The organism is Streptomyces sp. MNU76 (assembly GCF_020982545.1).
Taxonomy (GTDB): domain Bacteria; phylum Actinomycetota; class Actinomycetes; order Streptomycetales; family Streptomycetaceae; genus Streptomyces.
On sequence record NZ_JAJKLK010000021.1, the window covers coordinates 206,774 to 220,715 of the forward strand.

The 13,942-nt window shown below is 72.1% G+C and carries 10 protein-coding genes and 1 pseudogene; all 11 read left to right on the forward strand.

Annotation, left to right across the window (positions count from 1 at the left end; translation table 11 throughout):
• Positions 1–63: 63 nt before the first annotated feature.
• The 11 genes and pseudogenes from E4N62_RS33910 (at position 64) to E4N62_RS33965 (ending at position 13,942) form a co-directional block, all read left to right on the forward strand.
• Entirely contained in the window at positions 64–2,487 is a 2,424-nt protein-coding gene (locus tag E4N62_RS33910; RefSeq protein ID WP_230220614.1) for a bifunctional diguanylate cyclase/phosphodiesterase, read from the forward strand.
• A gap of 317 nt (positions 2,488–2,804) precedes the next feature.
• Positions 2,805–3,101: an Asp-tRNA(Asn)/Glu-tRNA(Gln) amidotransferase subunit GatC gene (gene gatC / locus E4N62_RS33915; RefSeq protein ID WP_005480000.1), complete on the forward strand. Its 297-nt coding sequence runs from the start codon at positions 2,805–2,807 to the stop codon at positions 3,099–3,101.
• A 7-nt stretch (positions 3,102–3,108) separates the two neighbouring features.
• Positions 3,109–4,605, forward strand: coding sequence for an Asp-tRNA(Asn)/Glu-tRNA(Gln) amidotransferase subunit GatA (gene gatA, locus E4N62_RS33920; RefSeq protein ID WP_230220616.1), 1,497 nt, complete (start codon positions 3,109–3,111; stop codon positions 4,603–4,605).
• A complete protein-coding gene (locus E4N62_RS33925; protein ID WP_184899704.1) occupies positions 4,602–4,844 on the forward strand; it encodes a hypothetical protein in 243 nt (80 codons plus the stop codon). The genes gatA and E4N62_RS33925 overlap by 4 nt, the downstream gene beginning before the upstream one ends.
• 15 nt (positions 4,845–4,859) lie before the next feature.
• Positions 4,860–6,374, forward strand: coding sequence for an Asp-tRNA(Asn)/Glu-tRNA(Gln) amidotransferase subunit GatB (gene gatB, locus E4N62_RS33930; protein ID WP_230220618.1), 1,515 nt, complete (start codon positions 4,860–4,862; stop codon positions 6,372–6,374).
• Positions 6,375–6,598: 224 nt separating this feature from the next.
• Positions 6,599–8,836 (forward strand): MMPL family transporter, encoded by a 2,238-nt coding sequence (locus E4N62_RS33935; RefSeq protein WP_230220620.1) that lies wholly within the window; start codon positions 6,599–6,601, stop codon positions 8,834–8,836.
• The gene (locus E4N62_RS33940; protein WP_230220623.1) at positions 8,814–9,389 is read left to right on the forward strand and encodes a GNAT family N-acetyltransferase; all 576 of its coding nucleotides are present in this window, start codon (positions 8,814–8,816) and stop codon (positions 9,387–9,389) included. The genes E4N62_RS33935 and E4N62_RS33940 overlap by 23 nt, the downstream gene beginning before the upstream one ends.
• A gap of 35 nt (positions 9,390–9,424) precedes the next feature.
• Positions 9,425–10,039, forward strand: a complete 615-nt coding sequence (locus tag E4N62_RS33945; protein WP_230220625.1) for a hypothetical protein — start codon at positions 9,425–9,427, stop codon at positions 10,037–10,039.
• A 195-nt stretch (positions 10,040–10,234) separates the two neighbouring features.
• Positions 10,235–10,402, forward strand: coding sequence for a hypothetical protein (locus tag E4N62_RS33950; protein WP_230220627.1), 168 nt, complete (start codon positions 10,235–10,237; stop codon positions 10,400–10,402).
• A 156-nt stretch (positions 10,403–10,558) separates the two neighbouring features.
• Positions 10,559–13,658, forward strand: a pseudogene (locus tag E4N62_RS48900) (AAA family ATPase).
• Positions 13,659–13,738: 80 nt separating this feature from the next.
• A complete protein-coding gene (locus E4N62_RS33965; RefSeq protein ID WP_184899716.1) occupies positions 13,739–13,942 on the forward strand; it encodes a DUF6191 domain-containing protein in 204 nt (67 codons plus the stop codon).

Consider the following 13,942-nt stretch of genomic DNA (forward strand, 5'->3'; position numbering starts at 1 on the left):
CCGGGTAGTCCGGGAGCAACGGGCCGCGTGGCGTGGGCACCGCCGGCTGTGAGAGGGACGGGAATGGAACCGACCGAGAGCGTCGCCCCGGACTCGCGGCTGCGCCTGCGCCGGGTCTCCGGGGCCTGGCGACGGGGCCGCTCCCTGCTCATGGGAGAACGCCCGTTCGGGGGAGGCCGCGAGTCCGGACCTCGGGAGCCGGGCAGCCGGGGACCCACGAGCCCGGATCCGGGGAGCCGGGAGCGGGGACCCGGCCGGGCGACGGGGACGGAGCCCAGGACCGGGGTCACCTGGCCGCCGGGCCGTGCGGGTGCGAGCGCACGCGGCCCGCTCGTACCGGGCCCGGCACAGCTCACCTCCGGCACCGCGGTCGACGCGGGCCGGGCGCCCACCCTCACCGGCTCGCTCGGCGAGAGCCGCGGCCACGAGCTACCGGGCCACGAAGCCGACCGGCACCTGTCCTGGCCCGCACTGCCCGCCGTGATCGTGGGCCTGGCCGGCGCCATCCTGGGCGCCGGGTTCTACCGGGCGTTCGCGGGGCAGCACGCCCTCTTCCCGGCCGGAGCGGTCGGCTGGTCCCTCGCCCTGCTCACCGGCATCATCGTCGGCCACCTCGTCGCCATGGGCCGCGCCCGCTGGTGGGGCGGCACCGGCTCCGGAGCCGCCCTCACCCTCGCCGTCCTGCTGCTCTACGGCTGGGTGGCGGCCGGCATGGTCAGCCTCACGGTCGTCGTGCTCGTCGGCGTCGCCCGCCGGGGGCGCTGGCGCCAGGGCGTGCTGCACGGCGCGGTCGACATCCTCGGCATCGGCGCCGCCGCGCTCGTCCTGCGGGTCTTCGGCCGGGTCCCCTCGGTGGAACACCCCTGGGACCCGGACAGCTGGAACCTCTACTCGGCGCCCCAGGTGGCCCTGGTCGCGATCGCCTATCTCGTGGTCAGCCGCGTCCTGCTCTGGTACCTGGCCGCACCGCGCGGCGGTCTGCCCACCGTCGCGCGCACGGCCCTGGTCAGACAGGGTCTCGTCGCCGTCGCGCTGCTCGGCATCGCTCCGCTGGTCTGTGTCGTCGCCCTCGCCCAGCCGCTGCTGCTGCCGCTCTTCGCCATCCCCCTCATCGCGCTCGACTCCACCCTGTGGATCGCCCGCGCCCGGGCCGAGGAACAGCTGCGCGACCCGCTCACCGGACTGCCGAACCGTCAGTGGCTGCTGGAACGCACCTGGACCGCCCTGGACGACGCCGAACGCATCGGGGCGAGATCGGCACTGATGCTGATCGACCTCGACCGTTTCCGGTCCGTCAACGACACGCTCGGGCACCTCGCGGGTGACCGGCTGCTGTTGCAGATAGCCGACCGGCTGCGGGTCGCCCTGCCCCGCGGAGCGGAGGCCGCGCGACTCGGCGGCGACGAGTTCGCCGTCCTGCTGCCCGTCGCCGACTCCACCACGTCCGCGTCGCGCGTCGCCCGCAACCTCGTCGCCGCGCTCGGCTCACCGCTCGACCTCGACGGGCTCACCCTCGTCCTGGAGGCCAGCGCCGGGCTCGCCGTCTTCCCCGACCACGCGCTCGACGCGGAGGGGCTGCTGCGGCGGGCGGACGTGGCGATGTACCAGGCGAAGCGGGACCGTACGGGTGTCGAGGTCTACGAGTCCAAGCGGGACTCCAACACCCCGGACCGGCTCGGTCTGCTCGGCGACCTGCGGCGTGCGCTGGACGCGCGCGAGGTCGAGCTGCACTACCAGCCCAAGGTCCGCTTCGACGGGCAGGTCGCCGGTCTGGAGGCGCTGGTGCGGTGGGTGCACCCCGAGCGGGGGAAGGTACCGCCGGACGAGTTCATAGCGATCGCCGAGTCGTCCGGGCTGATGCCGCATCTGACGGAGTACGTCCTGGACACGGCCCTCGCGCAGGTGGCGAGGTGGCGGGCGCAGGGGCTCCACGTGCCTGTCGCCGTGAACGTGTCCCCGCGTGACGTCCACACCCCCGGGTTCGCGGGGGCGGTGGCCGCGCGGCTCGCCCGGCACGGGGTGCCGGCCGGGGCGCTTCAGCTGGAGATAACGGAACACGTGCTCCTGGAGGACCCGCAGCGGGCCGCGGACACGCTGGCCGGGCTGACCGGGCACGGGGTGAAGATGTCGCTCGACGACTTCGGGACCGGGTACTCGTCGCTGGTGCACCTGCGGCGGCTGCCGGTGAGCGAGCTGAAGATCGACCGGTCGTTCGTGGCGCGGCTGGCCATCGACAACGAGGACGCGGAGATCGTGCGCTGCACGGTCGATCTCGCGCACTCGCTGGGTCTGCTCGTCGTGGCGGAGGGCGTCGAGGACGACGAGACGTGGGAGCGGTTGCGGGACCTCGGGTGCGACGCGGTGCAGGGATGGCTCGTCGCTGCCGCGATGCCGCCGGAGGAGGCCACGGCGTGGCTGCGGGCGCGGGGGTCTCGGGGGTGGCAGCGGCCGGCGGCGGCGTTGCCGGCGGCTACCGCCGAGGAGTAGCGCCGGCGCCTGACAGCTCGGGGTTCGGGTGTGTGGGCGGGCGCGGGTGCGTGGGACTTCTCGCGCAGTTCCCCGCGCCCCTGAAAAGCAGGGGCTGCGCCCCGTGCTTTTCAGGCCCGCAGCTCCGTCGCCTTTCAGGCCCGCAGGGCCTGGTCTTTCAGGGGCGCGGGGAACTGCGCGAGAAGCCCCACGCGGCCGAGGTCGCCCGATTACAGTGCACCCGAGCCACTGGGCGCCCGGCCCAGCGGCGCGGCCAGCGCCCCGCGCCCCATAGGATTGGCGCCAAACCACACACACTCACCCCAGAGGATCGCTGCATGCCTGGCATCACGCGCGAGGAGGTCGCCCACCTCGCACGGCTGGCGCGTCTGGAGCTGAAGCCCGAAGAACTCGAACACTTCGCGGGCCAGCTGGACGACATCATCGGCGCGGTCGCCCGCGTCAGCGAGGTCGCCGACCAAGATGTACCGCCGACCTCGCACCCGCTGCCGCTGACGAACGTCATGCGCGCGGACGAGGTCCGTCCGTCGCTCACCCCCGAGCAGGCGCTGTCCGCCGCCCCGGCCCAGGAGCAGCAGCGTTTCAAGGTGCCGCAGATCCTGGGGGAGGACTGATCACGTCATGACCGACAGCATCATCAAGCTCACCGCGGCGGAGATCGCCGCGAAGATCGCCTCCGGCGAGCTGACCGCCGTCCAGGTCACCGAGGCCCACCTGGCCCGGATCGAGGCCGTCGACGAGAAGGTGCACGCCTTCCTGCACGTCGACCGCGAGGGCGCCCTCGCCCAGGCCCGCGCCGTCGACGAGAAGAAGGACCGGGGCGAGAAGCTCGGGCCGCTCGCCGGTGTCCCGCTCGCGCTCAAGGACATCTTCACCACGGTCGGGGTTCCCACCACCGTCGGTTCGAAGATCCTGGAGGGCTGGATCCCGCCGTACGACGCCACTCTCACCAAGCGGCTGAAGGACGCGGACGTCGTCATCCTCGGCAAGACCAACATGGACGAGTTCGCCATGGGGTCCTCCACCGAGAACAGCGCCTACGGGCCGACCGGCAACCCCTGGGACCTCACCCGTATCCCGGGCGGCTCCGGCGGCGGTTCCTCCGCCTCGCTCGCCTCCTACCAGGCGCCCCTCGCCATCGGCACCGACACCGGCGGTTCCATCCGCCAGCCGGCCGCCGTCACTGGCACCGTCGGCGTCAAGCCGACGTACGGCGCGGTCTCCCGCTACGGCATGGTGGCGTTCTCCTCCTCCCTCGACCAGGGCGGGCCCTGCGCCCGTACGGTCCTGGACGCGGCGCTGCTGCACGAGGTGATCGCCGGTCACGACCCGCTGGACTCCACCTCCATCGACGCCTCGGTCCCGCCGGTCGTCGAGGCCGCCCGCAACGGCAGCGTCGCCGGGATGCGCGTCGGTGTCGTCAAGCAGTTCCGCGGCGAGGGCTACCAGGCCGGTGTGGTGCAGCGGTTCGACGAGTCCGTCGCGCTGCTGAAGGAGCTGGGCGCCGAGATCGTCGAGCTGGACTGCCCGTCGTTCGACCTGGCGCTGGCCGCGTACTACCTGATCGCGCCGAGCGAGTGTTCGAGCAACCTCGCCCGCTTCGACGGGCTGCGCTACGGCCTGCGGACCGGCGACGACGGCACCAACTCCGCCGAGGCGGTCACCTCCCTCACCCGTGAGGCGGGCTTCGGTCCCGAGGTGAAGCGCCGCATCATGCTCGGCACGTACGCGCTCAGCTCCGGCTACTACGACGCGTACTACGGCAGCGCCCAGAAGGTCCGTACGCTCATCACCCGGGACTTCGAGAAGTCGTTCGAGAAGGTCGACGTCATCGTGTCGCCGACCACGCCGACCACCGCCTTCCCGATCGGCGAGCGCGCCGACGACCCGATGGCGATGTACCTGGCGGACCTCTGCACCATCCCGACCAACCTCGCGGGCAACGCCGCGATGTCCCTGCCCTGCGGCCTCGCGCCGGAGGACGGGCTGCCGGTCGGACTGCAGATCATCGCCCCGGCGCTCAAGGACGACCGTCTTTACAAGGTCGGCGCCGCCGTCGAGGCCGCCTTCGTGGAAAAGTGGGGGCACCCGCTTCTCGAGGAGGCTCCGTCGCTGTGAGCAAGACACTGTCCAAGGCCAAGGACTTCCAGAAGTCCAAGTCCGGTACGTACGTGTCCATCGCCACCACCGCCTTCGGCGCGTGGGGCATCGCCAAGCGGATCAAGAAGGCTCGCGCCGAGCAGGACACGCTGCGGCTGATCGACGCGTCCGTGGCCGCCATCGGCATCGTCACCGGCCTCGCCGTCCTCTACCGCGAACTGAAGCGGCTGGGCGACGACGACGTCCTGCTGGGCTGAGAGGGAAGTAAGACCGTGACCACCACGACCGACCTGGTGTCGTACGAGGACGCGCTGGCGTCGTACGACCCCGTCATGGGCCTTGAGGTCCATGTCGAACTCGGCACCAAGACGAAGATGTTCTGCGGCTGTTCGACCGAACTCGGTCAGGATGCCAACACGCAGACCTGCCCCACCTGCCTCGGCCTGCCCGGCGCGCTCCCGGTCGTCAACGCGATCGGCGTCGAGTCGGCGATCAAGATCGGTCTCGCGCTGAACTGCGAGATCGCCGAGTGGTGCCGCTTCGCCCGGAAGAACTACTTCTATCCGGACATGCCGAAGAACTTCCAGACCTCCCAGTACGACGAGCCGATCGCCTTCAACGGCTACCTCGACGTGCAGCTGGAGGACGGCGAGACCTTCCGCGTGGAGATCGAGCGCGCCCACATGGAGGAGGACACCGGCAAGTCGACGCACGTCGGCGGTGCCACCGGCCGCATCCACGGTGCCTCGCACTCGCTCCTCGACTACAACCGCGCGGGCATCCCGCTCATCGAGATCGTCACCAAGCCGATCGAGGGCGCGGGCGAGCGCGCTCCCGAGGTCGCCAAGGCGTACGTCCGTGAGCTGCGCGAGGTCATCAAGGCGCTCGGCGTCTCCGAGGCCCGGATGGAGATGGGCCAGATGCGCTGCGACGTGAACCTGTCGCTGCGCCCGCACGGCACCGAGAAGTTCGGTACGCGTTCGGAGACGAAGAACGTCAACTCGCTGCGGTCCGTCGAGCGCGCCGCCCGCTTCGAGATCCAGCGGCACGCTGCCGTACTGTCGTCCGGCGGGACGATCATCCAGGAGACCCGGCACTTCCACGAGGACACGGGGTCCACGACCTCGGGCCGTGTGAAGGAGGAGGCCGAGGACTACCGGTACTTCCCCGAGCCGGACCTCGTACCGGTGGCCCCCTCGCGCGAGTGGGTCGAGGAGCTGCGGGCCGCGCTGCCCGAGCTGCCCCTGGTCCGCCGCAACCGGCTCCGTGAGGAGTGGGGCATCAGTGGCACCGACATGCAGGCCATCCTCAATGCCGGCGCGCTGGAGCCGATCGTCGCCACCATCGAGGCCGGGGCGGACGCCGCCTCCGCCCGCAAGTGGTGGATGGGCGAGCTGGCCCGCAGCGCGAACGAGTCGGGCAAGGCGCTGGACGAGCTGGCCATCACGCCGCAGCAGGTCGCCCGCGTCACCGAGCTGGTCACGAAGGGCGACCTGAACGACAAGCTCGCCCGGCAGGTCATCGAGGGCGTCCTCGCGGGCGAAGGCACCCCGGACGAGGTCGTCGACAAGCGCGGTCTGAAGGTCGTCTCCGACGAGGGTGCCCTGACGACGGCGGTCGAGGAGGCCATCGCGGGCAACCCGGCCATCGCGGACAAGATCCGCGGCGGCAAGGTGGCCGCGGCCGGTGCCCTGGTCGGCGCGGTCATGAAGGCCACGCGCGGTCAGGCGGACGCGGCTCGCGTCAAGGAGCTGATCCTGGAGAAGCTGGGCGTCGGCGAGGGCTGAACGCGACAGCGGCTCCCCGCGTATTCCTGAGGGCGGCACATCACTGCGATGGGCCGCCCTCAGGCGTGTCACGACGGTGACACGGGGCGACAGAGTGCCGCCGTTTGTTCTGTGAGGTGCCTCGCATCCCATGTGAGGAGCCCCTCAAAGGGGCCAAACGATCAGATTGTGGTGCAAGAGTTGCCAGGAATTGTCCATGTCTCCCCTCCCCAGGAGCACAATCCGTGGCAGCCCTCGCGCGCTGGTGTGTCCGGCACCGTCTTGTCGCCGTCCTCCTGTGGCTTCTCGCCTTCGCCGGCACGGCCGCCGGCGCCGCCGCCGCGGGAGCCGCGTACTCGAACGACTACAAGACCCCCGGAACCGAGTCCAGCCGCGCCACCGAGCTGCTGAACGAGGGCTTCCCGGGCGTCACCGGGGACAGCGCCACCGTCGTCTGGCACACGAGCGACCAGGTCGGGAGTGTGCGGGCCGCCGCCGTCGAGCAGACGATGACCCGCACCCTCGCCGAGATCGCCGACCTGCCCGGCGTCGCCGCCGTGACCGACCCCTACGACGGCGTCGACGGCGGCCGGATCAGCGAGGACGGCCGCACGGCGTACGCCACCGTCACCTTCGACCAGCCGGCCGAGGACGTGGACAAGGCGCAGGCCGAGGCCGTCGTCGACACGGCGAAGTCCGCCGAGAGCGACGGGCTCCAGGTGGAGCTGGGCGGCACGTCGATCGGGCTCACCGAGACCTCCGGCGGGCATCTCGCCGAGATCGTCGGGGTGCTGGTCGCCGCCGTGGTCCTCTTCCTGGCGTTCGGTTCGCTCGCCGCCAGTCTGCTGCCGCTCGCGACCGCCCTGGTCAGCGTGGGCACCGCCTATGCCGGGATCACCCTGCTCGGGCACGCGATGACGGTCGCCGACTTCGCGCCCATGCTGGGCACCCTCATCGGCCTCGGCGTCGGCATCGACTACGCGCTGTTCATCGTGACCCGGCACCGCCGAGGGCTGAAGCGGGGCCTGTCCGTCGAGGAGGCCGCGCGCAGCGCCGTCGCGACCACCGGACGGGCCGTGGTCTTCGCCGGCGCCACGGTCTGCATAGCCCTGCTCGGGATGCTGATCCTGCGGCTCGGCTTCCTCAACGGTGTCGCGATCGCCGCCTCCCTCACCGTGGTCCTCACCGTCGCCGCCTCCGTGACGCTGCTGCCGGCCCTGCTGTCGTTCATCGGCATGCGGGCGCTGAGCCGCCGCGAACGCCGCCGCCTCGCCGAGCACGGCCCCGAGCCCGAGCTGCCCACGGGCTTCGCCGCCCGCTGGTCCGCCTTCGTCGAACGGCACCCCAAGAAGCTCGGCGCCATCGCCCTCGTCGTCATGACCCTGCTGGCCCTGCCCACCCTCGGACTGCGCCTCGGCACCTCCGACCAGGGCAACGACCCGAAGACGACGACCACCCGCCAGGCCTACGACCTCCTCGCCGAGGGCTTCGGGCCCGGCGTGAACGGCCCTCTGACCCTGGTCACCGAGGTCGACGGCGCCGCCGACAAGCTCGCCCTCGACCACCTCGACACCACGCTCAGGGCCACCGAGGGCGTCTCGGCGGTGACCCCGGTGACCTTCAGCGCCGACGGCGACACCGCGTACCTCACCGTCGTACCCGACTCCGCCCCGCAGTCCGCGAGGACCAGCGAGCTGGTCGAACGACTGCGCGACGCGGTGCTGCCGCGTGCCGAGACCGGCACCTCCCTCGATCTGCACGTCGGCGGGATGACCGCCGGATACGACGACTTCGCGGACGTCATCGTCGGCAAGCTCCCGCTGTTCGTCGGCGTCGTCATCGGCCTCGGCTGTCTGCTGCTCCTGCTCGCCTTCCGGTCCGTCGGGATACCGCTCAAGGCCGCCGCGATGAACGTGGCCGCCGTCGCCGCCGCGTTCGGCGTGGTCGTCGCGGTCTTCCAGTGGGGCTGGGGGAGCGAACTGCTCGGCCTCGGCCGGGCCGGGCCCATCGAACCCTTCCTCCCCGTGATCATGGTCTCGGTCCTCTTCGGGCTCTCCATGGACTACCAGGTCTTCCTGGTCAGCCGGATGTACGAGGAGTGGCTGGAGACCGGCGACAACCGGCGCGCGGTCCGGGTCGGCCTCGCCGAGACCAGCCGGGTGATCAACTCCGCGGCGGTCATCATGATCTCCGTCTTCCTCGCCTTCGTGCTCAGCGGCGACCGTGTGATCGCCATGTTCGGCATCGCGCTCGCCGCCGCCGTCGCCCTGGACGCCTTCGTCCTGCGGACACTCCTCGTCCCCGCCCTCATGCACCTGCTCGGCGGCGCCAACTGGTGGCTGCCGCGCTGGCTCGACCGCCGCATGCCCCGCATCAGCATCGAACCGCCCGAGACCCGCGCCGCCCATGAGAGGCTCGCGGACGTCGTGGTGGAAGATGTGGAGAAGGAGCGGCCGACGGATGTACGCGATATCCCTGGGTGACGACGGAGCGCAACTGCGGCCCCTGGAGCCCTGGCACGCCGAGGAGTTCCTCGCCCACCTGGAGCGGGGACGGGACTTCATCAACCAGTACGTCCCCTTCGGGCAGACCGCCACGGACGTCGAGGGCGCGCGCGCCGTCCTCCAGCGGTACGCCGACATGCGCTCCGCCGACACCGGCTCCCTGCACGGGATCTGGCTGGACGGCAAGCTCGTCGGCGGGGTCCTCTTCCTCAACTTCGACGCGGAGAACGCCAACTGCGAGGTCGGCTGCTGGCTGGAGCCCGCCGGCACCGGACGGGGACTGGTCACCCGCGCGATGCGGATCCTCATCGACTGGGCCGTGGACGTCCGGGACATCCACCGCGTCGAATGGATCGCTGCCACCGGCAACACGGCGAGTCTGAACGTGGCCCGGCGGCTCGGCATGGTGAGGGACGGGGTGCAGCGCGAGAGATATCCCCACCGGGGTGTCCGGCACGACTTGGAGATATGGTCCGTCCTGGCGCCCGAATGGCGTGCGGAACGCGCTCGCGTTGCTCACAGCGAGCGTTAAGAAACCTCTCAGACAACATTCGTACGGTGCGAGGTATGGGAACCAAGACAGTTGACGAGACCGGGGCCGACACGGGCGCCGAGGCCAGGAACGACGACGAGTCGGTGAAGGGCACCGACGTCACCAAGGAGGACGCGGCCCGGGAGGAGACCGCGACGCCGGCCGGCGACTCGGTCGAGACCGACGGCGCCGACGCCTCCGACGAGGCCGCAGAGTTCGACGAGGAGTTCCCGCCGGCCACCGCGAAGGCGACGCCGGGCGTCGGTCAGGGTGCCGCCGGCATCGTGTCGGTGGTGCTGGGCCTCGTCTCCCTGACGGGCGGCTGGGTCGGCACCGTCGCCTCCGCGCGTGAGGAGATCACCGGGCAGCTGGAGATGCAGGCCGCGACGAACGCGACCGTCGCCACCCAGCTCCAGGCCGTCTACGGCGACGCCTGGCAGGCCTCCGCCCTGTGGGGCGGCATCTTCGCGCTGGTCGGCCTGATCGTCGGCGTGGCCGTGCTGGTGCGGCCCGCGTTCGGCGACCCCGACCAGGTACAGGCACCGTGGATCAAGTCGGTCGCCTGGGCCGGTGTCTCGGTCGGCTTCATCGGGCTGGTGCTGGCCGCCCTGAAGTACTCCGACCTCCTGCTCGCACTGCCGAAGACCTGACGCGCCCGCCCGGTCCGGGCGGAGCGGCTGCTTCTGAGGGGCCCTAGGCCCGCCGTAGGCATACCTACGGCGGGCCTAAGGCCCCTCCCGCGTTCAAGATGCGGAACTCTCCCGATGTGACGCACCCCCCTCACGGACGAAGGTTGAGGCATCGCGGCAAGCGAGCCGAGACCGACGCTTCACGAGGGGTAACAGATGTTCGAGTACGAGCTCCAGCAGATCCGTTCCGCCGAGCTGATCCGCGAGGCCGAGCAGTACCGCCGGGTCCGCGCGGCCCGCCGCGCCCGCCGCGAGGAACGGGACACGGAACACGGAGGGCATGGTGAACGCCCACGCAGGCTCCGTTTCCTCCGCGCCGCGTGAACGCGGGGCGTGGGGGACATGGGGCGTGAGCCCATGCCGCCGAGGGGTGCGGGGAACCGCGCGAGCGACCCCGCACCACCCACGGCCGCCCCGCAACCGGACTTCCCGGGCTCTGCTGCGGGAAAATTCGGTGCCCGAGTGTCCGAGGGCCGTGCGATGCTCGGCGCTGTGGAGACCAGGTCCGTCAGTCCGGTGTTCGTGGGGCGTACCGACGAACTGAAGGTGTTGCGCGAGGCATTGACCCGCGCCGATGGAGGCGCCGCGAACGCGGCGGGGAACGGGGAGACGGGGAAATCGGGGGCGGCGGGGCGGCGGCCCGCAGGCACTGCTGCTCGGCGGGGAGGCCGGGGTCGGCAAGACCCGCCTGGTCGAGGAGTTCACCGGTGAGGCCGCGCGCGGGGGCGCGGTCGTCGCCCTCGGCGGCTGCGTCGAGATCGGTGCCGACGGCCTGCCCTACGCACCCTTCTCCACCGCGCTGCGCGCCCTGCGCCGCAGCCTGCCCGACGAACTGGCCACCGCGGCCGCCGGCCAGGAACAGGAACTGGCCCGGCTGCTGCCCGAGTTGGGCGAGACCTCGCGCGCACGGCACGACGAGGAGGGCACCGCGCGCCTCTTCGAACTCACCGCCCGCCTGCTGGAACGCCTCGCCACCGACCGCACGATCGTCCTCGTCCTGGAGGACCTGCACTGGGCCGACGCCTCCACCCGCCACCTCCTCTCCTACCTCCTGCGCACGCTGCGCACCGGCCGCCTCGTCGTCCTCGCCACCTACCGTTCCGACGACATCCACCGCCGCCACCCGCTGCGCCCCCTCCTCGCCGAACTCGACCGCCTGCGCACCGTCCGCCGCGTCGAACTGCGCCGCTTCAACCGCGCCGAGGTCGGCCACCAACTCGCCGGCATCCTCGCCACCGAACCCGAACCGGAGCGCGTGGACGAGATCTTCGACCGCTCCGACGGCAACGCCTTCTTCGTCGAGGAACTCGCCGTCGCCGTCCACGACGGCGGCTGCCCCGGCCTCACCGACTCCCTGCGTGACCTGCTCCTCGTCCGCGTCGAACGGCTCCCCGAGGACGCCCAGCGGATCGCCCGCATCGTCGCCGAGGGCGGTTCCACCGTGGAGTACGCCCTGCTCGCCGCCGTCGCCGGGCTCCCCGAGGACGACCTCATCGAGGCCCTGCGGGCCGCCGTCGGCGCCAACATCCTGCTCGCCGCCCCCGGCGGCGACGGCTACCGCTTCCGCCACTCCCTGGTCCGCGAGGCTGTCAGCGACGACCTGCTGCCCGGCGAACGCTCCCGCCTCAACCGCCGCTACGCCGAGGCCCTGGAGGCCGACCCGGCCCTCGTCCCCACCGACGGCCGCGCCACCCGCCTGGCCAGCTACTGGTACCACGCCCACGACGCGGCCAAGGCCCTGCCCGCCGTCCTCGACGCCTCCGCCGAGGCCCGCTCCCGGCACGCCCACGCCGAGCAACTACGCCTCCTGGAGCGGGCGATGGAGCTCTGGGACACCGCCCCCGAACCCGTACGAGCCTCCCTCCGCCCCGTCGACTACACCGAGGTCTACCCGCCCTGCGGCTGCGACCCCGCCACCACCCCGCTGCACTACCTCGACCTCATGGCCGAGGCTGCGGTCGCCGGACGGCTGTGCGGAGAGCGGGAACGGGCCATGCGGATCACCCGGCGCGCACTGGACCTGCTCGCGGACGGGGGCGACCCGCTGCGCACCGCCTGGTTCTGGGTCCAGCGCTCCATGCTGACCGAGGGTCTCGCCCGGGGCGACGGCTGGAAGGAACTCGCCACCGCCCAGGAACTCGTCCGCGGACTGCCGCCCTCCGAGGTGCACGCCGAGGTGCTCTCCCGGGTGGCCGGCTGGTCGATGCTGCACGCCCCCGGCCCCGACGCCCTCTCCGACGCCCAGCGCGCCGTCGACTACGCCCGCATGGTGGGCGCCGAGGACATCGAGCTCAACGCCCGCCTCACCCTCGGCGGCCTGATGGTCGACGCCGGTGACGTCGAGACGGGCATCGAGGTGATGGAGGAGGTCCGCCGCCGAGCCCTCGAACGCGGCCCCGCCGTCGTCGTCGGCCGCTCCTATGTGAACATCCCGTCCTGCCTGGAGGGCATCGGCCGCTCCCAGGAAGCCGTGCGCCTGCTGAAGGAAGGCATCGACGTCACCCGACGCCGCGGCCTGCTGGAGTCCGAGGCCTGGGTCTGGGGCAACCTCGCCGAGTCCCTGCTCTCCCTGGGCCGATGGGACGAGGCCCTGGAAGCGGTGCGGAAGGCCCAGAACGTCGTCTCCAGCCACAAGCCCCGAGGCCTCAGCACCCTCATCCACGCCTCCGTCGCCCTCGCCCGCGGCGACGTCGCCGAGGCCCGCGGCCAACTGGCCGCCGCCCGCGGCCATTACGGTCACCACAACCCCATGCCCCAGAACGACCTGCCGCTCTCCTTCCTCGCCCTCGGCATCGCCGCCGCCGAGGGCCGACTCATGGACGCCCGCACGGAACTGACCCGCGTCCTCGACACCGGCTTCGCCGTCGGCACCCAGCGCTACGCCTGGCCCCTGCTGCTCACCGCCGCCACCGCCGAGGCCGACGCCCGCGCCCTGGCGGCCGCCGGGCCCGGCCGCGCTGAGGTCCTCGACCGGATCTTCACCGCGGTCAAGAAGCTCACCATCGGCTCACCGATCTGGCTCGCCCACGAGTGCTGGGTGCGAGCCGAGCTCCAGCGCGCCGAGGGCACGACGGCCCCCGACGTCTGGTCCGACGTCGTCACCGCCTTCGAGCCCCTGGAGCGGCCCTACGACCTCGCCCGCGTCCGGCACCGCCTCGCCGAGGCCCTGCTGGCCGACGGCACCGACGACGAGGCCCGGGACCGCGCGACGGAACTCCTGCGGCTGGCCGCCGCCGTCGCGACCATCTCGGCGCCCGCCCCTAGCCGACGAGGTCGCCCTCCTCGCCCGCCGGGCCCGCCTCGCCCTGAGCCGCGCCCCCGAGCCGGCTCTCACCCCGCCGACCCCGTGGCCGCGCTCGGCCTCACCGACCGGGAGGACGACGTCCTCCGCCTGGTGGCCGTCGGCCGCACCAACCGCCAGATAGCCGAGGAACTCTTCATCTCCCCGAAGACGGCGAGCGTCCACGTCTCCAACATCCTCGCCAAGCTGGGCGTCTCCAGCAGGGGCGAGGCGGCGGCGGTGGCCCATCGTGTCGGACTGGCTCCGGCGGGGGCCGGAGAACGGCTGGCAGCGCGATGATGGTGGGGAGGACCGCCGAGGCTCCGCTGTTCGACCGGGACCGACCGCCCGCCGCCTCGTGGCCCTGGGGAGGGAACACGGTGTTCAACGCTTTCGAGGAACTGTTCGCACCTGGCCGCAAGCACACCCGTGACGAGGAGAACCGGCTGGCACTGACCCGCGAGGACGTCGGGGACAACGATCCGGGACGCGGACCGATAGACCTCGCGTCCGGGAAGGTCGTCGTACGCCCGCCCGAGCCCGTGGAAAAAGAGGCCGAGTCCGGCACGGCGGCCGAGGAGTAG